The following is a 23774-nucleotide window of genomic DNA, read 5'->3' as shown; positions in this document are numbered from 1 at the left end:
CTCCACTAACTTCTTATTGTTCAGCACTATGATTGGCGAAGTCAATAATCGCCTGTTTTAATTTTCTTGGGTGTAAGTCATTTAGACTTTCAACAAACTCAACGGTTTCACTGAGCGGTTTGTCCACGACTTTACCGATAAAGATATTCTCATCAATTTGTTCTTCGACGAGTTCGCCGGATGTTAATAACTCTTCATATAACTTCTCACCCGGTCTTATCCCGGCTTCCACAATTGGAATCTCTGATTCCGTATGGCCGCTAAGTAGAATTAACTTGCGCGCTAAGTCTACTATCTTGACTGGCTCTCCCATATTCAAGATGAATACTTCTCCGCCTTCTGCATGTGCTCCCGCGAATACAACCAGACGACTTGCTTCTGGTATGGTCATAAAGTAACGGGTCATTCTAAAGTCTGTTACTGTAACAGGTCCGCCGGCGGCAATTTGTTTCTCAAAGAGTGGGATGACACTTCCACGGCTGCCTAACACATTTCCGAACCGAACCGCACAAAAGATCGAGTCACTTTGTTTGTTCATTCCTGTGACGATGAGTTCGGCGACACGTTTTGATGCTCCCATCACATTCGGTGGGCGAACGGCTTTGTCCGTTGAGATCATCACCATCTTACCAACTTTAGCTTGGTCAACGGCTTTGGCTACATTGTAAGACCCTAGAATATTATTCTTTAAGGCTTCTTCTGGGTTCCATTCCATGAGCGGTACATGTTTATGCGCTGCTGCATGATATACAATATCCACTTCTTCTTCTTTGAATAATTCATAGATTCGCTCATAATCTTGCACATCCGCAATCACAGGAACGAATTCGGTCATCGTATCGAGTTGTTGAAGTTCTTGATAGATTAAGTAGATTGAGTTCTCACCATGTCCAATGAGTAGGACACGCTTTGGATTAAAGCGACTGATTTGTCGAGTGATTTCTGATCCAATAGATCCACCAGCTCCGGTGATCGCAATGGTCTTGCCTTCAATTTCTTTTCTTAAATGACTTTCATCCAATTGGATTTCTTTTCTTCCTAAGAGATCACCAATATCTACTTTTTTAGGACCATGATTCATTTGATAAACTCCCGTAATGACATCTTCCACTTTAGGCATCTTATAGGGTTTAATATCATATTTGTTGAGTTCAGTAATGATTCTTTCATAATCTTCGGGCGTTAAACTTGGTATAGCAATAATTGCTCGATCGATGTCGTAGTCTTTCTCAATAGCTTCCAATTGTGATAGATTTCCCGCAACTTTTATACCCGAGATACTTTTACCTTGTTTTTTGGGGTCTTCATCTAGAATCGCCACTACTTCTGTATCTTGTGGATTCCGTATGTGATTCTCTACGAAGAGTGATCCACCGTCACCTGCGCCAATCACAATAATTTGCTTAATATCATCCGTTTGGGTACGCCGACTTTGATCTTTCAATAGGTAGATATTCTGCCAAAGAACACGTAAACCAATGCCGATAATTCCAGCTACAATCCCCGCAAGTACCATGAAGCGTAAAGCAATCATAAAATCGAAAAAAATGGTGATTAAACCACTTAAAGATCCACTCAGTACGAATGCCATGAATAGAGAGAATAAATCTCGTACGCCACTATAGCGATTAATCCGCATATTTAATTTAAACACTCGACTGATAATTATATAGATAACAAAAGCTACAATTGTGAAAAGAAAGTACCCTTTTAATCTTGGGCTAATCATATTCCAGTAAAAGATATAGGCGCTCGCTGATCCAATACAAAGACAAATGAAATCTGCGAGTAACCAGACTATTGTTTTTTGAATGTTGTTCATTTTCTCAATCCACTTAACAAATACAGTGGTTGAATTTTGTTTTTCCAATCGGTCACCAACTTTACTATTTTTATTCATTTATTATCTTTTATTAATGTAGTTGTTCTTTTAATGCTGCTAATGAGTTTTCATCAATGATGTCATAGTAAATACCATCGATCATCTCACCTGTTCCCGTTAATTGATAAGTTTCAATTTCGATATTTGAATTGTAAGTTTTGTATAAATCGAATAATTGTGGCAAGCTTAAGTTTGTTTCAATATTATCTGATAAGGCAGAGAACATCTTAATATAGTTTGGTATTGATTCCAGTTCCGTTGCTTTTTGCATCACTGCTTGTACGATTTCACGCTGGCGTTCTTGTCTCGCGTAATCACCGCCTGATGTATAACGCTCACGTGCATAAGCTAATGCCATATCGCTATCTAATTCGGTTGTGACTCCAACTACGAAATCATAGCCTCCTATCGAGAAAGATGTCGGTGGTGTCACTTCAATCGTTCCAACTGCTTCTACAATCTCCTTCAGTCCTGCCATATTAACTACGACATAGTTTTCAATATTTGTTTCTAAGAAGTTATTTACCGTGCTTAAACTTAATTCTGCGCCACCAAAGGCATATGCATGGTTAATTTTATCTAATCCATAACCTTCGATCTCAACATAGGCATCTCGTGGGATACTTGCAAGAATTCCAGTTTCTTCTTCCTTATTAATATCCATAACCATCATTGTATCTGAACGACCTTGATCCACTCTTCCTAAGTCTCCAGTGTCTGCTCCCATAAATAACATCGAAAAATGCTCAGAAGATTCTGATGACTCTTCCTGAGCGGATACAAAGGGGTTGGGACTTAATGTTGAGGTAACCATTAGTAATATAAGTAAAACATTCCGGGGAAATTTCATCCTTTTTACTCCTCTTGATTAGATTATCAATCCTTCGATATTAAGTTAATTTTTAATTTTTCTAGTTTTGATAATATTTTTTTATAGATTGTTTAATTTTACCTTAATTATACGCATAAATCTATAGTATTTAAAGGGGAAATTCGTTTATATTTCATTGAAAACGATTAATATATGTATATTTAATTATAATAGTAATGAAATAATTTATTCTATGCGACGAATGTAGCCTTATTATTCACTTAAATTATGATACTACATTTTTCTCTTTTTTCTTTATTAACCCTTAAAATTTACATAAACTTTACAATACTAATGGCTAAAACTATAATGAGTAACTTTATATTACAGTATATTTTGTTGGACTCTGATTAGAAAGCATTTGTTTATTGATAAGTTGAAAGGGATTCTATGAGACGTTTATTTAAGGCATGCAATCTTCCCCGCCTTTAATTAATTGGCTTATTGCTGTAACGGGATGTCTGATAACAATTTCTACCTTAGCTGAACATCTAGACGATACTGCTCGTATTATAAAGGAAGATATTACTTTCTTAAGTGGGTCGAAACTTGATTTTGACATTGATTCACCGCATAAAGGATATCGAATTATGATGGAACAAACAGCAGATATGCAAGAATATTTTCATGTGCAGTTTCCTAAGTCTCACTAAGCACTTTATGATATATATCATGAGTTTAGACAATTACTGGGTCGGTCTATGGATGAGAATAAGATTGACTTACGAATCTATATAGATTCATTAATTTGAAATATTTAATGGTTGATTTGCACGGGAAGTATTATGATGGGCACTATTCTCATGCGCGGATGATTCAGAAGTTGTTATCATTTGAATTGTGAGATTATTTGGCGATTGAGACGTACCAGCACCGGGAGTTGAGTGTTGCGCGCTTGAATTCAAGTAAGGTGGAATTATTATTAGTACGTTTAAGTTGCCTGATACGATTGGGAAGTTGATGGTGGTGATTGATCACTACCTGAACTTTAGTGATTTGAGCCGAATTAAGGCAGCGATTCAAATTGTGTTGGAGGAGAAAGCTGAGAAGTATTGGGAGTTTGGTCTTGAATTTTAGGTGGGATGGGCGTTACCTTGGTGGGTGATGCTCTTTTTTTGTGGGGATTTTTGGAGAATTTGGCGTTTGCGGGGCGTCGTGAGGTGGCGCGATGGACCGTATTTGCGTTTGAGGAGTGTCGTGAGTCAGGACGATGGACCGCATGTCGATTTGCGGAGTGTCGTGAGTCAGCACGATGAACCGTAAGTCAATTTGCGGTACGTCGAGCCGGTGCGCGACGCCCTTTTCTATTGATCAAATCGAAAAAAGTCACCCTGTTGGATGTGTCGCGGTCCAATCGGTGCACGAGAAGATACGGTTGCGACGGTTGCCTTTTTGGACGTATTTTTACACGAACGCTTGTTAATCAAGTAAAGAAACATATTTGTCGCAATGATTATTACAATTCAACATGTTTAAAACGATTTTTTCAAAGTTTGAGGATAGAAATTATTAATTTACTTATATAGTTTATGGTATTGTATTTGCTAATGATGCGTGGAGATACTTTTGATATTTATTTATAGACTGATTTTCTTCTACCCTCATAACATGACAAGCTTAGTGCTTAATTTATCTAAACGCTTTCCCAATTCATTTAAATATTAAAGACATGGTAAAAGTAGAGTAGTTTTATAATTTTTTATGTGTTATATTATATAAAATAAAGTTATATGAACGTTTGCCACTCGGCTCATTTAGCTAATTTAATAAAATAAAGTATGGAGCCATCATTTTTATTGAATAATTGGAGGGTATCAATGAAGACATTAGAAATTAAAAACTTACACGTATCAATTGAAGACAAGGAAATTTTAAAAGGTCTAAACTTAACCATTAACACGGATGAAATCCATGCCATAATGGGACCAAACGGAACGGGTAAATCAACCTTAGCAGCGGCGATCATGGGAAATCCAGCTTATACAGTGACCGAAGGAGAAATTTACTTAGATGGTAAAAATGTATTGGAAATGGAAGTTGATGAGCGTGCTCGAGCTGGGCTATTCTTAGCAGTCCAGTACCCAAGCGAGATTCCTGGTGTAACAAATGCCCAGTTTATGAAAGCTGCCATTAATGCCCGTCGCGCTGACGATGACAAAATGAGTGTCATGGAATTTATTAAAAAACTCGATGAAAAGATGGCCATCTTAAACATGCCGGAAGAAATGGCAGAACGTTACTTGAACGAAGGTTTCTCAGGTGGTGAGAAGAAAAGAAACGAAATCTTACAATTAATGATGATTCAACCAGCCTTCGCCATCCTAGACGAAATTGACTCAGGACTTGATATTGATGCCTTAAAAGTTGTTTCACGTGGTGTAAATGAGATGCGTGGCGAAAACTTTGGTGCTTTAATCATTACGCATTATCAACGATTACTAAACTACATTACACCGGATTATGTTCATATTATTATCGATGGAAAAATCGTTAAATCAGGTGGTCCTGAATTAGCCAAACGATTAGAAGATGAGGGATATCGTGGCATCGTTAAAGAGTTGGGCTTAGATTTTGAATTAAAAGAGTAGGTGAAACCTTTGACACAAATACCATTACATGAACAAAAAAGCTTAATTCCACAATACTCAAACGTTACTCAAGCTTTTCAAGACGCACAACAACAAGCCTTAGCTACTTGGGAAGCACTGCCCTTACCTTTTATAGAGCGTATGAGCTACCCAACGTGGGAATTATTCAACCAAGTGATTGCAAGTCCAAAAGCCAGTGCCAATGACTTAGTCTCTACTTATAAAAACAACCTAAAGCTTTCGGATGACCAACAACTGAGCGCCCGCATCGCTCACTGTGGTAATACGACGGATGTTGATTTCGTGCTAGCAGACTTAATGGAGCAAGGTGTAATTATTCAAGACCTCCTCACTGCAATGAATGAATTTCCTGAGTTAGTGGATGCGCATCTATTCAGTGCGATTCCTGCTGCAGAAGATAAAGTTGCTGCCTACCATACAGCCTTTATGAACGGTGGATTATTCATCTATATTCCAAAAAACGTTGAAGTGAACTTGCCGATTGAAGCAGTGTTGCTACAAGACAGTCGTCAAGAACTCGCATTCAATAAGCATATTTTAATTGTAGCGGATACGAATAGTCGCGTTGAATACTTAGAGAAATCAAATACGATCGGCGATAAATCCAATAGTGCCACTTTATTTGTTGAAGTGATTGCTCTCAATGGGGCTAGTGTTAAGTATGTCTCGATGGATTCACTGGGAGCAAACACGACAAGTTTCATTCGCCGCTACGGCTTGACACAACCTGATGCGAATATTTCTTGGGCAGTGGCGGCTATGAATAATGGGGATACAATCTTAGATAGTTATACCGTCTTAGATGGTAACGGCTCATCATCCAACGTTGATGTTATTAGTATCAGTAACCAATCGCAGACACAGACGATTAACACGAAGGTCCTCAATGTTGGTAAGAATACAACTGCCAACATCTTCCAACATGGGGTTATTCTTGACCAAGCGCGTCTAACGTTCAACGGTATCGGCCATATCGTTAAGAATGCTAAGGGCGCAGATGCACAACAGGAAAGCCGTGTAATGATGCTTTCTGATGATGCCCGTGCGGATACAAACCCAATCTTATATATTGATGAGTTTGAAGTCACAGCTGGTCACGCCGCGAGTGTGGGTCAAGTTGATGAAGAGCAACTGTATTACTTAATGAGTCGTGGTTTAAAGCACGAGGAAGCTGAATACTTACTCATCCGAGGATTTTTAGGTCAAGTGATTCAAACAATGCCATCTAATAAAGTAAGACAACAAATGGTCGAGATCATTGATGAGAAACTTAAAACATTAAACCATGATTAATAAATTAACTGTATCAACTATTAGGAGGTGACACCATGACATTCACACCTTTAAGACTCTTCTCTCAAGAGAAAAGCCAGTCTATTCGAGCCCAATTTCCAATCTTAGAACAAAGTGTCAATAATGAACCCTTAATATACTTTGATAATGCAGCTACATCCCAGACACCTCATTCAGTTGTTGAAGCATTAGCCGACTACTACCATCATGATAATGCCAATATTCACCGCGGTGTCCATACTTTAGCCGAGCAAGCCACTCGTGCTTACGAAGGAAGTCGGCAATATATTGCGGACTTCATTGGTGCAAAGGATGCTAGTGAAGTGATCTTCACGAGTGGAACCACCGATGGGATTAATTTTCTTGCTAGAGGGCTTGTTGAAGACCAACTAGAAACCGATGATATTATTTTAACAACACCTCTAGAACATCATTCTAATCTAGTGCCTTGGCAAGAACTTTGTCAACGCAAGGGGGCAAAGTTAGAATATATGCCGCTTAATGAGGATTTTCAAGTTAACCTTTCTGTGTTAAAGAAAAGAAACACAGAAAATATTCGTGCCATCGTGATCCAACATGTATCCAATGTTCTTGGAGTTGAACAACCGATCCAAGCTCTTAGTGAATGGGCACGCGAACACGATATTTTAATCATTGTTGATGGCGCTCAAGCAATCCCTCATCAAGCGATTAACGTGAACGATCTAGGTATTGATGCGTATTGCTTTAGCGGGCATAAAGCTTACGGTCCGACTGGGATTGGTATTTGTTACTTAAATGAAAGACACCACCAACATGCACGGCCCGTTCAATATGGTGGTGAGATGATCCACTCTGTCGGTGATTATGAGAGTAATTATAAAGACTCACCATGGAAGTTTGAAGCCGGCACCCCACCGATTGCACAAGCGATCGCCTTACAAACGGCCTTAGAATATATTAACCAAATTGGTGTTGAAGCCATTGCTCAACATGAAGCCGCTTTGACCCAACAGTTGTACCAAGGGCTTCAAGAAATTGATGGTATTGAACTTTACCAGAGCCCTGATATCATTGCACGGAATCCTCATGGTATTATTAGTTTCAACTTTACTACTATTCATCCCCATGACGCAGCCTCTGCTTATGATATGGAAGGTATTGCTGTGCGAGCTGGACATCATTGCGCCCAAGTATTGATGCGCAAACTTGATGTCGCGGCTACTTTAAGAGCGAGTGTTGGTATGTACAATACTGCCGCTGAAGTTGAACAATTTTTGTTAGTGACAAAGAAAATAAAGGAGTTTTTTGATTATGTCTCTATTTGATCTAACGAGCCTTTACAAAGAAGTCATCATGGACCATTCAAAGAACCCGCGCCATAAAAAACCGATTGCCCATTACACTCATCGTGTTGAATTATTAAATCCGACTTGTGGCGACGCCATTGTTGTTGAATTCACACTGCATAATGACACAATTGAAGAAGTTGGCTTTACCGGCCAAGGTTGTGCCATTAGTATGGCCAGCGCCGATATGATGTGTGACACGTTAAAAAACAAAACAAAGGAGCAAGCGCTTGAGATTATAGAGAACTTTACCCATTTAATAGGTGGAGAACTGAAATCGCAAGCTAAACCTTTAATGGACACGACTCAATTACAAGATGTATTGCAAGATGCCTACTTGTTAGAAGGCATTAAGAAATTTCCTGCACGTTATAAATGTGGCATACTTGCTTGGAGAGCCCTTGAATTAGGCATGAGTCAAATTGCTCAGACAGAAGAAGGAATTATAGAAAGAGAGTGATACAATGAGTGACGTACCAGTTCTCGGCGATTATGAATTTGGTTTCCAAGATAATGCTGAGATTATATTCTCGACTGGATTGGGATTAAATGAAGAGGTTATCCGAACCATTTCCCAAGAGAAGGATGAACCTGAATGGATGTTAGACTACCGATTAAAAGCTTATGAAATATATAAGAACAAACCCATTCCAGAATGGGGGCCTGATCTATCTGGAATTGACTTTAATGACATCACGTATTACCAAAAAGCAACTAACCGCCCTGTTCGTACTTGGGATGATGTTCCCGATGAGATTAAAAAGACTTTCGAACGGATTGGTATCCCAGAAGCAGAACGTGCTTATTTGGCAGGAGCGACAGTTCAATACGAATCTGAAGCAGTATATACACGTATGAAAAGTGCATATGAAAACTTAGGTATCATCTTTACGGATATGGATTCTGCCTTACGCGATTATCCTGAATTGGTTAAAGAATACTTTGGTAGTGTTGTCCCTTCAGAAGATAACTTCCAAGCAGCATTAAACAGCTCTGTATGGAGTGGTGGAACCTTTATCTATGTACCAAAAGGGGTACAAACAACTCTTCCACTGCAGACTTACTTCCGAATGAACAATGAAAAGTCTGGACAATTCGAGCGTACATTAATCATCGTAGATGAAGGTGCAAGTATTCATTACGTTGAAGGGTGTACTGCCCCAACTTTCTCATATGCCAACTTACATGCTGCCGTAGTTGAAATTGTCGTTAAAAAAGACGCCTATTGTCGTTATTCTACCATTCAAAACTGGTCAGACAATGTCTACAATATCGTGACTAAACGAGGTCACTGTGAAGAAGGCGCAACACTGGAGTGGATTGATGGGAACCTTGGTTCTAATCTCACTATGAAATATCCAAGTGTCTTCTTAAATGGACGTGGTTCTCGCGGAACCGTCTTATCAATTGCTTTCGCTGGTGAGAATCAACATCAACATACAGGGGCTAAAATCTTCCACATGGCTCCAGATACATCGAGTTCAATCGTTTCAAAATCGATTGCCAAAGACGGGGGAAATGTTGATTACCTTGGACAGGTCTACTTTGACAAGAACAGTGACCGTTCAATCTCACATATTGAATGTGACACGATTATTATGGATGAAAAGTCACGTTCTGATACAATTCCATTCAACGAAATCCACAACAGCAATGTGACCTTAGAACACGAAGCGAAAGTCTCAAAAATATCAGAAGAGCAACTCTTCTACTTAATGAGTCGTGGGTTAGATGAGGCAACTGCCACTGAAATGATTATTATGGGCTTTGTTGAACCATTCGCTAAAGAATTACCACTTGAATACGCCGTTGAACTTAACCGTTTAATCGCTTATGAGATGGAAGGATCGGTTGGGTAGATTCATTAACTGCACTATCTAATTAAAAAAAGCTTGAGCAGAGACAATATAATCTGCTCAAGCTTTTTTAACTAGATAATATGACTTGTTAAAAAACACCCTATCGAGACTTTATTGATGTGGTGTTTAGATGTCGATTTCCCATTCAGTTCCGATTACTTGGGTGCTCAGGATAATAGAAGCCGCCACATCGTGGGTCTTCATTTTCTTGGATAGTCATCATTTCCTTAGCGAGTTATCCAATCACTAGCCAAATATTGCCATCTTTCAAGTCGAATTCATTCGCCATATATAACTTAGCCCCATTATGTACATATTCCTTTAACGTGCCAACGCTTAATATAGTTACTTTGCTGATCCGTATCCATAATATTGACTGTATCTTCCTCGTTGATCAATATTAACCTCGATTCCACTGGAACATGTCCCCAATCTTCTGTAAATTTTCTACTAATTTCCCACGCGCTCGCTTCATCTGAATAAAGAAATCATTGCCGATCTCTCTTCCATTGTACATCTACATTCCATTTTCATATACTTAATTCTGAAGCAAATTCTTGACCTCAAAATGAAAGTCTTTACGTGACGAGATCAACATAACTTCTATCTGCATACGCCCAGCAGCCAGCGGAAAATTCAAATCTGCTAAAACCAGCCAATTTTTTGGTAATCTCTGGCAACAGCAACAACAAACATTCGCTCTCACCAATAAAGCACGTCCGGTAATTCTCCAAACGCCACTCCAAATTTTTTGGTAACTTGTAGCGGTCTCTCAAACACTCCAAAAATTGCAGTTTATTCAATATAATCCAGCCTCCCTTTTTAGTCCTATGTATATATACGTAAAAAAGAGAGGATTCCATTAATTTGTTTTTGTAAATTTTGGTTTTTGGACCTCGTGATGATGGACGAGGCCAGTTTTCTCTGATATTCGGCCTCGTATACCCACACGAAGTCACTTCCACTCATTTTCAGGCCCCTCACCGATTCAGCAACGAATAATATCTTCCAAATAAAAAGGCACAATCCATATTAGTCATTACTAACATGGATTGTGCCTTATTTTCTACCAGTTTGCATTATCTAATTCAGCTTGTGTCCAAGGATATGGACTAACAGTAATGGGTTCCAATGTTTCTGGATGTGAAACTGTTACAACATTTGTTGTCAGATTATTTGGATGAGCTTTAACATCCGCATAGAAATAACCATTACTATCCGCTGTTATGGGTGGGATGCCCGTTGAAGCGTAACCGTCTAATTGCATTATATTTACTTCTGCAAAAGGATAAGTATACCCTTCAATATAACTTTGTCCTACGAAATACCGTTCTAACGTTAGATAACCCGATTCATGTGCTAACGCCGTAGGTTGGTACTGTACAATTGGCAATTCTGCTTCATAAACTTGTTGTCCCTGTTCATTTAGGATTGTTATTGTTGGAACTCTCCCCACCGCAGCGTCGGCATCAATTGAAAAATACCCCTCATCATTAGGTGTTGTTTCAATGACAGATAGTACCTCATCATTCATAGTCTGTGTCATAGTGACCACTATGTTATATAATGGGTTGACATAACCTGTGACTAAACCATCTTGTGGAAAGACGGGTTCAATAACTAATTCATCTAATTGAGTAGACAGTAGTTCCCACGTTACAGGTGGTATATCGCCTCGTCGCGAGGATAACATTCGCCAATCTTCAGGAACTGACCAATTACTTTCAGTTAAATCTCCCGGTACGATAGTAGAAGCGCCTCTTTCCTTCGCTGCCAAAGCTTCTAATTCTTCGCGAGTCTCAAGGGTCGCATATTCCTCAAAGACTTCAGGTTGATTATGATTATCCCACTTCAATAAACTAATCCCACCTTGATTATTATAAAAGAAATAAATGATATATTGCCAATCTCGTAACGGTTCAGTAATCATTCGACTATTAATATGAACGGGTCTCTCTTCCTGATTATTAGGTACTTTAACCACTAACTCTTTTGTTTCATTGACTTCTGGATGTCCTTCCAAATAAAGAGCATTCTGCCTTGATCGGTTAGGGCCCCAATAACTGTAATACATTGAAATTTTGTTACCTTCAATAGTTACATCAAAGTCAGCAAATTCTCGCTCAGTATTATCTACATGATAAAACCTCATGTTTTTTGGCAACTTATCAAACTCTACTGTAAAAGGATATAACCTTTGCCTTTCGTCTTCAGTAGTATTCTCTTCTAAGTATCGATTCAAATAATCTCCGACAACCATGCTTTGTGCCGTTGAATGTTTTCCATCAATACCATAAGATCGAAAACCTTTAATCTCTCCTGTTGATAAAATATTAGCTTCTTCCTCAGCTAAATAGAGCTCGGCTTCCTCTCTAGTAACTTCCCCATTTATAACCTCCATCAAACTAGAAATAACCCGCTCACGTTGCTCAGCTAGCGTCTCTGCATTCACTAGCTGAGCCTGACTAAAAAACATGCTTGAACAAAGCAACAACAGACACAATCTCATTGTTAGTTTCATATCTTTTCTCCTGTACAAAATTTTTAAAAACATATTTTTATTGATGATATAAAAGAACTTTATAATAAGCAAGCTTAGTTAACTTGTTTATTTATTATATTCGATATCCACTAACTTAACCATTTGTTTATTATCTGTGCTTAAAAATAAATTTGTATATGATGGTATATCGAATATAATCCACAAAAAGGAATCTGTTCATTGGCTTTTAAAATTTAAAGGTAAAGAGGCTGATACAAATAATTTTTTGGGCCTCGTGGTGATGGACTAAGCCAGTTTTGCTTGATATTTGGCCTCTTAAGTCTACACGAAGCCACTTTCCTCTGATATCCGGCCTCGCCAAACCTCACGAAGCCGGATTCCCTCAATATACGGCCTCGTCCCAAAGCTCGAGGCCATTTCTCACCTTACATGACAAAAAAAACAAACTATCTCACTTAGAGGCGCACCCTAAGCTTGATAGTTTGTTTTACTTTCAAAATACTATTACAATAGCATTTTAATTTTCCTCTAGATTACTCTCTAGATTTGAATTTTTGACTCAAAACTAACCCTAAGCCAGATACCAAGACTAGCAATCCAATCCACACATACGATTCCTCACCTGTTGAAGGTAAGTCCGAATCTCCTGATTGACCTGGTCTAGATGGTTTGTCAGGATCAGTTGGTGTTGTTGGACTTTCTGGGTCGTTTGGATCTTCCGGATCTTCCGGATCTTCCGGATCTTCCGGATCTTCCGGATCTTCCGGATCTTCTGGATCTTCTGGAGTTCCTGGTTCTTCTGGATCTTCAGGTTCTCCTGGTTCATCCGGATCAACTGTGTTAACAAAGACTGGAATATCTCCATTAGCTGTTTGATAAGTGATATTTGCGATTAATTCATCGCCTTCACTTATTACTTCAACTGCGACTTTGTACTCAGTATTGTCATAAGTGACTTCGTCATCATTACCTTGTAATTCACGGATTGTGTACTCGTAAGTACCCGCTTCTGTGAATCTTATCGAACTGAATTGAACACTGCCATCTGCCGCATTATTAGCTGTTCCAATCACATTACCGTTTTGAATCACTACGAACTTAAATTCATTTGCTTTAAGTTCTCTACCTTCAAGTTCTTTAAGAGCTTGTAAGTTGACTGAAACTGATGGGTCTGGTGTTGGATCTGATGGTTTGTGCGTATTCGTGATTACTACTACGCCATCTACTAATTCAGTAGTTGTTTCGTAGCCCTCTGGAACACTCACTTCAGTAACTGTGTAAGTAATAGCTTCGCCAGTTGCATTGACTGCTAGATTCGTCCAAGTGTATGACCAGTTGTTTGCTTCATCTAAGACAACTGTCTCACCTTGGTTTTGACCATTGGCAACTAATTGCACTTCGATACTGTCAGGTCTGATGCCATCACGGTTCTCTTCATCATTCCAAACTTTATTCACTGTTAAGTCTCTGACTTCTGGTGAATACGTGTTTGTCAGAATGATATTTCCATGATTGTCATTATTGACTGTGACTTCATAGCCTTCTGGTGTATTTATCTCAACGACTGAATACTCGATGGCTTTACCATCAATATTTAATGGTAAACCTGACCAGCTTGCTGTCCAGTTATTCTCAGCGTTCAATTCAGCGGTTTGACCTTCAAGTGCTTCGCCGTCAGCTGTTAATTGAACTTGGATACTGTCTGGACGGTTGCCGTCTTGGTTATTCCCATCTTGCCAATCTTTTGTGACCGTTACAGAAGTTTCTTCTGGAGTGTATCTATTCGTAATCACACTCTCGACAATTTCTGTTGAGTAATTTTCAACTGTATCTTCTGTAATCGTGTATGTAATTTCTACACCGTTCTCGAAGACAGGTAAGCCTTCAAAGACATGTGACCACTCGTTGGCTTCTGATAATTCAACAGCATCGATTGGTGTTCCATCCGCTAATAAGTTAGCAGTGATACTTTCTGGTCTTAAACCATCTTGATTGTCTGCGTCATCCCATACTTTACTTACTGGTACGTCTTTCACTGCTGGTGTATGTGTGTTTGTAATAACATTCACACCTTCAACAACTTCTTGAGTTGCTTCGTAACCTTCAGGAACTTCTGTTTCTTCAACCGTATATTCAATGGCTGTTCCTGAGGCGTTGACTGGTAATTCAGTCCAAGTTTGTGCCCATGCATTTTCTGCATTTAATTCAACCGGATCGCCTAATGCTTCACCGTCGGCCATTAGTTGAACCGTTACGCTTGTTGGACGTAGACCGTCTTGATTGTCTGCATCATCCCAAGCTTTTTCTACTGCTAAATGTGTTACTGCTGGCGTGTAGCTGTTCGTAATCACAACATTTGTTGGATCTTCAGCATTGACAACGACTTCATATTCTTCTGGAACATTCGTTTCAGAGACCGCGTAGCTAATTGCTGCGCCAGCTTCATTCACTTTTAAGTCCGTCCAAGCATATGACCAATCGTTATCTGCATTTAATTCAACCGCTTCGCCATAAGGTTCACCATTGGCTGTTAATTGAACTTGGATACTTTCTGGTCTAATACTATCTTGGTTGTTAGCATCATCCCATACTTTTCTAACGTTTATATCATTGACTGCTACATCATGAGAGTTCATTACCGTAATTGTATTCTCTTCAATTGGACTAATTGTTGACGTATACCCTTCTGGTAAGTTAACTTCCGCAACTGTGTAGGCAATTGCTTCGCCAGCAGCATTCACTGCTAGATTTGTCCATGTATATGACCAGTTGTTTGCTTCATTGAGGACTATTAGGTCGCCTTGGTTTTGACCGTCAGCAACTAATTGTACTTCGATACTTTCTGGTCTTAAGCCATCACGGTTCTCTTCATCATTCCAAACTTTATTCACCGTTAAGTCTGTAACTTCTGGTGTATAAGTGTTTGTCAGAATAATATTTCCGCGATCTGCGTCATTTACTTCTACTGTAAATTCTTCTGGTACATTTGACTCAACAACTGAGTAAACAATCGCTGTTCCATCTGCATTTAATGGTAAGCCTGACCAGCTTGCTGTCCAATTATTCTCCACGTTCAATTCAGCTGTTTGGTCAATGATTTCACCGTCTGCTGTTAATTGAACTTGGATACTCTCTGGACGGTTACCGTCTTGGTTATTACCATCTTGCCAGTCTTTTGTGACCGTTACAGATGTTTTTTCTGGTGTATAACTATTCGTAATGACACTATCAACAATGTCTGTTGAATAATTTTCGACTGCGTCTTCTGTAATCGTATAAGTGATCTCTTCACCATTGTTGTAAACTGGAAGATTTTCAAATACTGTAGCCCAATCGTTTGCGTCGTTCAATTCAACTGTATCAACGACTTCACCATCCGCTAATAAATTAGCAGTGATACTCTCTGGTCTTGAACCATCTTGATTGTCTGCATCGTCCCAAACTTTACTTACTGGGATATCTGTAACTGCAGGTGTATGAGTGTTCGTTATAACATTCACACCCTCAACAACTTCTTGCGTTGCTTCGTAACCTTCAGGGATAGTTGTTTCTTCAACCGTATATTCAATGGCTGTTCCTGAGACGTTGACTGGTAATTCAGTCCAAGTTTGTGCCCATGCATTTTCTGCATTTAATTCAACCGGATCGCCTAATGCTTCACCGTCGGCCATTAGTTGAACCGTTACGCTTGTTGGACGTAGACCGTCTTGATTGTCTGCATCATCCCAAGCTTTTTCTACTGCAACTTGTGTGACTTTTGGTGTATAGCTGTTCGTAATCACAACATTCGTTGGATCTTCTGCGTTAACAACAACTTCATAGTCTTCAGGAACATTTGATTCAGAAACGGCATAGTTAATTGCTGCGCCAGCTTCATTCACTTTTAAGTCCGTCCAAGCATATGACCAATCGTTATCTGCATTTAATTCAACCGGCTCACCGTATAGTTCACCATTAGCTGTTAATTGAACTTGGATACTTTCTGGTCTGTTGCCATCTTGGTTATTAGCGTCATCCCATACTTTTCTGACCGTTACAGATGTTTTTTCTGGTTCTGGTTGATCTTCGCCAGGTGTATTCTGGAAAACAATAGAACTAGGTGTTGTACCATTTTCAGAAACTCTAATAGTAATTGGCTCAGGTGATAGGATATAGCCTTCAGGAGCAACTAACTCCGTTAGTAAATAAGAACCTATGCTTTTCACTGTTAATGTTTTATTATCTTCCCCATTTACAAGTTGACCATTAGCAATTCTAATATTATCAAAGATAGTTACATTTCCGTCATCTTCAACTTTTTCAAGTTTAAATTGAGCAACTTGATTTTCATCTAGAACTCTCTCTCCAGTCACACTATCCACTTTTGAGATATTCAATGGATAAGTACCTGGATCTACAATTGTAATGTTAGCTGGTGGATCTGTTTTAGTTATAAAGTTTGAAATAGTGTCTCCAGCTTTAAGATCAATACCTTCTTTTAATTTCACTCTAAATCTTAATGAAATTGGTCCCGTACCAAATCTAGTTCCATTATTGGCAATTTTTAGGGCGCCGTCTTCAAAAATAACATCAACTTGTCCTCCCAAGTTTGTATAAGCACCCTGAGTTCCATTTGATGGAGTTGCTGAATCAGAATCCCCTGATGATAATAATCCAATAAACTCAAGTTGATTAGGAATAATATCCTCTAAAGGAATAATTGTTGTATTATAAAAATCGGTTTGTGGAATTAAATCAATTTTGTAGTTAAACTCTGTATGTTTCAGTTTACCTTCTGCATCTAATTCTAATGGATAGTTTTTAACATAATCAATTTCATCTAAATCAGTAACAGTTTTACGAACATACAACTCTCCACCAGTGGTTTCTCCTGATGTTTGTGTTGACGATGTATAGTCGATTCCTGTGTCAGTTCCTGTTAAACTGGCATTGTTTCTAATTAACGCTTGACTTTGATCAGTAATCGTTTTTGTTGTTAAAGTTACGTTAATAACCCAACGCGCTTTTTTTATTTCTTCTGGCATAGCATCATCAAAATCTAAAGTTAGAACTCCATCATTCAGATTAGTATTAATATAATCTGTACTTTGCCCATTCCAATTATCAGATAAAGAAATATCATAACCTGCATCTAAATCAAAAATTGGATCCAGAACATCCGTTATCGTTGATTTTGAAATATCAACCGCATTTACTCCAGCATTCCAATCATTAACAACGAATGTATATGTAACTTTAAATGGTTCACCTAAAACAGGTGTGCTTGGATTTGTAGTTTGAGTTTTATTAAATACGTTACTATCAGTTATTGTTGTTTGACCTTTTCGGTCAATTACATTTGTCGTCGCTTCTCCAGTATCTTTGAAATCTCCGGCCTCTGCGACTGCTGTATTTTTATAACTATAGTAATCAAAGGCAGGTATTGGCGACCAATAATCTTTTTGATTATTTAATGCAGTAATATTACCTTTTAAAATAATTGTATAATCAGCTGGCTCTTTTCCAGCATTAAATTTGAATTGTTTATTCTCGATTGAGTAGTTACCGATTGTTTCATCTGTGTTATCTACTGTTCCTACTTGTACTGTAACTCCTCCATCCGATGTGATCGTCACATCAGATAATTCAAATTCAACTTTGTGATTTGGGTCCAAATTATCAGTTAAAACGAGATTTTCTGTTAGTTGCTTACTATTTTCTTCTTTAAATTTTGACATATTTAATTTAAGAGTATAAGTCACAGGTATCGGGATTAAATTACCTTCATTATCAAACGTTGCATTAGCAGTAGTTGGATCAACATACTTCTCTAACACATTGCTAGGGTATTCTGGTATAACTTCAGGTTTTTCACCAGGAACATTAACATTACCACTATACTTACCATCTCTATCTTCATCATTAATCTTTGCTTTATTATTGAAAACATATGATACAGAACCTTCTTCGCCATCTAATTGTTCATTCTCTAATAATTGATTAAGATGAGTTTCTAAAGCTTTCGCATCATTAACATTTGCATTATAGTTAATCGTAATACGACTATTAGGTGGTAGCTCATAGCCTTCAATACTAAATGTATTACCATTGATTGTTAAGTAATCAGTTAAATCAACAGTAGTGTTTTCTTTATTCCATCCGTTTGAATCCCATGATTCTAAAGTTGCTGTAAAACTACCTTCATTATAGGTTAATAAATCATCTAACTCATCCTTAATGTTAAGAATTCCACCTGTAGTAGTTTGATAAACTAAGGTATAAGGAATATTTACTGAGGTAATATCATCCTCGACAGTAATAAATTGCTCTCCATCTTCATTTACTTCGCCTTTAATTTTATTTCCTAGATCCCATATATAACTTTGAACATTCTTACTGCTTTTTTCCTCTTTAATATCACTCTCAGAATCACCAGGTTTTCTTATAAAAATAGACGTCTCAGTCGTTACTCCATCTAATTTCCATGAGATGGTGTACTCTTTTGACTCTTCAACTTGCTTTACATTTGATCTAATGCTTATAATCCCTTGGTTATTACCACTTAAACTATCTTTAAATTTTATCTTATATACGTTACCCTCTTTTTCGACTGTATAACTTACATTATCTTGGAGTTCATTCAACTCAACGAAATTAGGATCAATTTCAATAGTGAATTCTTCTCCTCCAGACAATTTAGTTAAATCGTATTGGAAGCGAAGTGCAAATTCACCTGTTCCTTCATTATATTCTGGCTCTAATGCATAGAAAGCATCACTTGTTGCTCCTATTGCCATTACTTTCATACTGTCGCTATCTTCATCATCTTCTTCGGGATAAATGATGTTTGGATTTACGAAGTTATATACTACCGGACCAATTTGGTCAACTGTATTACCATTTTCTAAAACTTGTGCTGTTACGGGAACTGTAATATTTTCTTCTTGAATTTCAGTAATCGTTTTGAATTCAAATGAGAAATCTTTATTGTATCCAGTAGGTAAATCACCGATGTTATAATTAACATAGAGATTATTATCATCGTAGTGTTGTGATAAATTAGTTAATCCTTGATTATAGAAGTAGTCAGAAATATTACTATATTCTTCAATATAATTTACAGGTAACTGAACTCTTACAACTACGTTTTCTGCAGCAGCATTACCAATATTCGCTATATTAAATTTCAACGAACTAGTATAACCAACGGCTTCACTTTCATACGTTTGTTGAATAAAAGAAACAACCACATTTGATGATGCATTTTCTTCAACTGATTCAACTTCAGTTTCATCAAACTCCAAATTCTCCTCTAAATTTGAATTATCATCATCTGATATTTCGTCATATTCACTATTTATCTCTTCTTCTGTGACCACCTCTTCAACAAGATTTTCTTGTTCTGATGGTGGGACTATATTTAAATCACCTGATTCTTCAGTTACTAATTCAACATCTTCATATACTTCTTGGTGACTTTCTATTGCCACTTCTTCACCTTCTGCAAAAACAGACTGTAAACTAAATAATGGTTGAATAAAAATATTAGCTAATAAAACACCAACCATAAATAGATTTCCTTTTTTGATCATTGGTCTTCTCCTCACTATAATTATTATATATGATGAATTGTAAAATTAAGTGCGACAAATAAAGAAACCCATAACAGGTTCGTGTAAAATGTTAGTAATGACAAAAACATAAACACGGAGGTCTGTTATGAGCTACACACATCTTACCATAGAGGAACGTTCAAAAATAGAAATACTCTATCAAGAAGGCTATAAAATTAATCGCATTGCTCAATTAATCGGGCGCCATCGGTCAACGATTTATCGAGAACTTAAACGATGCCCTTCAGATCAATACCAAGCTCAGGATACCCATGAAGGTGCCAATCAACGTGCACGTCTTAAGGGTAGAAATCCTAAGTACACGGTCGAGCTACTTAAAGACATTCAAGATAAATTAGAACGTACATGGTCACCTGAACAAATTGTTGGACGAGATTATCAGGGGAAAATTTCCTTTAAATCCATCTATAACTGGATTTACCAAGATATCTTAAAGGTGCCCCTAACGGTCTTAAGACACAAAGGAAAAAGTCGAGAGCCTCAAGAAACGCGAGGAAAGTTTAATATCGGCACTCCCATCTCAAAACGCCCCAAATCTGTGAAGAATCGAAAAGAGTTCGGGCATTGGGAACTCGACACAGTTGTTTCTTCTCGAGGTAAGAGTAAAGGTTGTTTCGCGAGCTTTGCAGAACGAAAAAGCCGTATATATATTGCTTTACCCATGCCAAATCGCTCTAAAGTTGCTATGCAAACTGCGATTGAAGATTTGAGAGAAAACTTACCTAAGGAAGCTTTAAAGTCCTTTACCTCAGATCGAGGAAAAGAATTTGCTTGTTATCCTGAGGTCGAAGCAGCAGGGATTGATTTTTATTTTGCCGATGCTTATAGTGCCTGGCAAAGAGGAACCAATGAGAACTCTAACGGTTTACTGCGTGAGTTTTTTCCTAAGAAAACAGACCTCGCTAGAGTAATTTCCCAAGAACTCAACCAAGCTTTGTGGTTAATGAATAATCGACCTAGGAAATGCTTAGATTACCAAACACCTTTGGAAGTATTTTTACACGAACTCTTATTAATTGAGTAAATAAAAAATTGTCGCAATAATTATTGCAATTCAACAAATAAAAAAATGATGTCATTTTATTACGGAGGTATGTTATGAAAGAAAAAATGATAAATAATTTAGAAGCACGGTTTAAAGAGGTATTTCAAAGCTCCTCAACATCCCAATACTTCTCACCAGGACGTGTAAACCTCATCGGGGAACATGTTGATTACAATGGAGGTCACGTACTTCCTTGCGCAATTACACAGGGAACAATGGGGCTAGTGAGGTTGCGTGATGATATGACGGTCAATTGTATATCAGATAACTTTGATGAATTGGGTGTTATTTCGTTTGATTTAGACCAAGAGTTGATCTTTGATAAGCAAGATAATTGGACGAATTATGTTAAAGGAATGATTAAGTATGTTCGAGAAGCAGGACATACAGTGGACAAAGGATTTGACTTACTCATTTACGGAGATATCCCTAACGGAGCGGGGCTTTCGTCATCTGCATCTTTAGAATTATTAATCGGAGTCATATTAGAATCAGAGTTTAATTTAGACTTAGAGCGATTAGATTTAGTGAAAATTGGGCAAAGAGTTGAGAATGATTTTATTGGTTTAAACACGGGTATAATGGATCAATTCGCCATTGGAATGGGTCAAAATGATCATGCCATCTATCTAGATGTAAATACGCTTGACTATACGTTAGTGCCGGCAGAATTTGGTGATAACGTCATCTTGATTATGAATACAAATAAACGCCGCGAGTTGGCTGATTCTAAGTATAACCAAAGACGTTCTGAGTGTGAGGCAGCGCTAGAGGAGCTTCAAACAGAATTAAATATTCAGACTTTAGGCGATTTATCGAACGAAGCATTTGATGCTAATACTGGACTGCTTAGTAATGAGACTTATTTAAAGCGTTCTCGACATGCAGTATACGAAAATACTCGAACACAAGAAGCAGTTGAATTATTGAAAGCAAATCAACTTGAAGAGTTTGGCCAGCTGTTGAATCAATCACATATTAGTCTTCGAGAAGATTATGAAGTGACTGGTGCTGAATTAGATGCTTTAGTTGAAGCAGCTTGGGATCAAAAAGGCGTTCTTGGTGCACGCATGACGGGGGCTGGTATGGGTGGTTGTGCTATTGCTTTAGTAAACAAAGAAGCAGTGGAAGAAGCAATTAATCAAATAGGACAACGATACAAAGACCAAATCGGTTATGATGCGAGTTTTTATATCGCTAAAATTGGCGACGGCGCGAAGAAATTATAAAGCAGACTATTGATAGGAGGAATTTTGTGAGTTTAAACATTCAAAAAACAATTCATCAGTTCACAGACAAAGCGGTTCAATTAAAAGTACTGGATGCGTTAGACCGTCATTATACTGTCAATCGCTTGCTGGCTATTTTAAATCTTAAAGAAGCAGGTTTACCTGAAGTGGCTCAAGCGGACGTTAGCTTGTTGGAGTACATGGACATGTTAGTACAATATGCAAAAGATGAGCGAATTATTGATGTGACGCAATCAGAGACTGAGATGCTGGAAGCGAGAATCATGGATTTAATAACACCACCCCCATCGAGCGTGAATCAGAAGTTTTGGGACAAATATCAAGCGAATCCAGAACAAGCGACGGACTATTTTTACGAATTATCACAACAAAATGATTATATTAAAACACGTAATATTGCGAAAAATATTATCTTTACTGGACAAAGTGAGTATGGGGATTTGGAAGTGACAATCAATTTGTCAAAACCCGAAAAAGATCCAAAGGAAATCGCGAAAGCATTAACTCAAGAAAGTGTGGACTATCCTAAGTGTGTGCTTTGTATGGAGAACGAAGGGTATGAAGGGCACGCGAATCATGCTGCGCGTCAAAACCACCGGATTATTCGTATTGACTTACCTGAAGAAACGTATGGTTTCCAATATTCACCGTATGTTTACTATAACGAGCATTCAATTTTTTTAAATGAAACCCATATGCCAATGGCGGTTGACCGTAAATGTTTTAATAATATCTTAGAAATTGTGAAAGTATTACCACATTACTTTGTGGGTTCAAATGCTGATTTACCACGTGTAGGTGGGTCAATCCTAGCACATGACCACTATCAAGGTGGGCGTCACGTATTTCCGATGGAAAAAGCTAAAGGCTTTAAGACGGTACAATTAAATAAATTTGATCAGGTTGAAGCTGAATTAGTTTATTGGCCGATGTCTGTGATTCGTTTAAGAAGTAATAAAGCAGAAGATTTAGTTGAAGTATCAACGTTTATCTTAGATCAGTGGATGGCATATTCAGATAAAGACCTAGATATTATCGCTTATACCGATGAAGAGCGTCATAATACCATTACGCCAATTGCTCGGTTTAAAGATGGTAAGTTTGAGATGGACTTAGTTCTGCGTAACAACCGAGCGAGTGAAGACTATCCGGATGGAATCTTCCATCCGCATCAAGATGTGCATCATATTAAGAAAGAAAATATCGGTCTCATTGAAGTGATGGGCTTAGCGGTATTGCCACCAAGATTAGTGACTGAATTAGAGACGGTTAAAGCGTATCTATTAGGAAAAGGAACTATAGAAGAAGTGACACCTGTTCATCAAGAATGGGCTGTGGAGATGGCAAGCAATACGGAAGCAATTACTGAAGAGTCAATCCAATCAGTGATTGAAGAGAATATGTCATTAAAATTCGCTCGCGTCTTGGAAGATGCTGGTGTATTTAAACAGACAGATGAAGGTAGAGCAGGGTTTATTCGCTTTATCGATGCATTGAATCAAGTGTAAAGGGTGTGAATAG

General features: G+C 38.0%; 15 protein-coding genes. 10 read left to right on the top strand and 5 right to left on the bottom strand.

The genetic code is table 11. From position 1 onward, the window contains the following. Window positions 1-13 precede the first annotated feature (13 nt). Window positions 14-1900, bottom strand: coding sequence for a polysaccharide biosynthesis protein (locus tag ACEN3Z_RS03895; RefSeq protein WP_407089706.1), 1887 nt, complete (start codon window positions 1898-1900; stop codon window positions 14-16). A 13-nt stretch (window positions 1901-1913) separates the two neighbouring features. After that, window positions 1914-2732 (bottom strand): LCP family protein, encoded by an 819-nt coding sequence (locus ACEN3Z_RS03890; protein ID WP_407089705.1) that lies wholly within the window; start codon window positions 2730-2732, stop codon window positions 1914-1916. A gap of 431 nt (window positions 2733-3163) precedes the next feature. Here ACEN3Z_RS03890 and ACEN3Z_RS03885 point away from each other — a divergent pair, with 431 nt between their 5' ends. From ACEN3Z_RS03885 to sufB, 7 genes are all read left to right on the top strand, one after another. After that, window positions 3164-3406, top strand: a complete 243-nt coding sequence (locus ACEN3Z_RS03885) for a hypothetical protein (protein WP_407089704.1) — start codon at window positions 3164-3166, stop codon at window positions 3404-3406. Between the two features lie 283 nt (window positions 3407-3689). Beyond that, the gene (locus ACEN3Z_RS03880; protein WP_407089703.1) at window positions 3690-3830 is read left to right on the top strand and encodes a hypothetical protein; all 141 of its coding nucleotides are present in this window, start codon (window positions 3690-3692) and stop codon (window positions 3828-3830) included. 740 nt (window positions 3831-4570) lie between these two features. Further along, window positions 4571-5341, top strand: coding sequence for a Fe-S cluster assembly ATPase SufC (gene sufC, locus ACEN3Z_RS03875; RefSeq protein ID WP_138404801.1), 771 nt, complete (start codon window positions 4571-4573; stop codon window positions 5339-5341). Window positions 5342-5350: 9 nt separating this feature from the next. After that, entirely contained in the window at window positions 5351-6655 is a 1305-nt protein-coding gene (gene sufD, locus ACEN3Z_RS03870; RefSeq protein WP_407089702.1) for a Fe-S cluster assembly protein SufD, read from the top strand. Window positions 6656-6690: 35 nt separating this feature from the next. Further along, window positions 6691-7962: an aminotransferase class V-fold PLP-dependent enzyme gene (locus ACEN3Z_RS03865; RefSeq protein ID WP_407089701.1), complete on the top strand. Its 1272-nt coding sequence runs from the start codon at window positions 6691-6693 to the stop codon at window positions 7960-7962. Beyond that, window positions 7949-8443 carry a Fe-S cluster assembly sulfur transfer protein SufU gene (sufU, locus tag ACEN3Z_RS03860; RefSeq protein WP_407089700.1) on the top strand — a complete coding sequence of 165 codons (495 nt, stop codon included), beginning with the start codon at window positions 7949-7951 and terminating at the stop codon, window positions 8441-8443. The genes ACEN3Z_RS03865 and sufU overlap by 14 nt, the downstream gene beginning before the upstream one ends. 4 nt (window positions 8444-8447) lie before the next feature. Next, on the top strand, window positions 8448-9842 hold the full coding sequence (gene sufB / locus ACEN3Z_RS03855; protein ID WP_407089699.1) for a Fe-S cluster assembly protein SufB: 1395 nt from the start codon (window positions 8448-8450) through the stop codon (window positions 9840-9842). A 578-nt stretch (window positions 9843-10420) separates the two neighbouring features. On the opposite strand, the gene ACEN3Z_RS03850 is transcribed toward sufB, so the two are convergent. From ACEN3Z_RS03850 to ACEN3Z_RS03840, 3 genes are all read right to left on the bottom strand, one after another. Beyond that, window positions 10421-10645 carry a hypothetical protein gene (locus ACEN3Z_RS03850; protein WP_407089698.1) on the bottom strand — a complete coding sequence of 75 codons (225 nt, stop codon included), beginning with the start codon at window positions 10643-10645 and terminating at the stop codon, window positions 10421-10423. Window positions 10646-10908: 263 nt separating this feature from the next. Beyond that, a complete protein-coding gene (locus tag ACEN3Z_RS03845; protein ID WP_407089697.1) occupies window positions 10909-12363 on the bottom strand; it encodes a hypothetical protein in 1455 nt (484 codons plus the stop codon). A 515-nt stretch (window positions 12364-12878) separates the two neighbouring features. Then, window positions 12879-19916: a Cna B-type domain-containing protein gene (locus ACEN3Z_RS03840; RefSeq protein WP_407089696.1), complete on the bottom strand. Its 7038-nt coding sequence runs from the start codon at window positions 19914-19916 to the stop codon at window positions 12879-12881. Window positions 19917-20043: 127 nt separating this feature from the next. Here ACEN3Z_RS03840 and ACEN3Z_RS03835 point away from each other — a divergent pair, with 127 nt between their 5' ends. The 3 genes from ACEN3Z_RS03835 to galT all read left to right on the top strand — a co-directional run bounded on the left by ACEN3Z_RS03835 (window position 20044) and on the right by galT (window position 23761). Continuing rightward, on the top strand, window positions 20044-20982 hold the full coding sequence (locus tag ACEN3Z_RS03835; RefSeq protein ID WP_138405491.1) for an IS30 family transposase: 939 nt from the start codon (window positions 20044-20046) through the stop codon (window positions 20980-20982). Between the two features lie 74 nt (window positions 20983-21056). Further along, window positions 21057-22232: a galactokinase gene (locus ACEN3Z_RS03830; protein ID WP_407089695.1), complete on the top strand. Its 1176-nt coding sequence runs from the start codon at window positions 21057-21059 to the stop codon at window positions 22230-22232. Window positions 22233-22258: 26 nt separating this feature from the next. Further along, on the top strand, window positions 22259-23761 hold the full coding sequence (gene galT, locus ACEN3Z_RS03825) for a UDP-glucose--hexose-1-phosphate uridylyltransferase (protein WP_407089694.1): 1503 nt from the start codon (window positions 22259-22261) through the stop codon (window positions 23759-23761). Window positions 23762-23774: the final 13 nt, after the last annotated feature.

The organism is Ruoffia sp. FAM 26254, assembly GCF_045528545.1.
In the GTDB taxonomy this organism is placed as follows: Bacteria; Bacillota; Bacilli; order Lactobacillales; family Aerococcaceae; genus Ruoffia; species Ruoffia halotolerans.
Note: the sequence above shows the minus strand (reverse complement) of the source record. Positions and strands in the feature narration are given on the sequence as shown.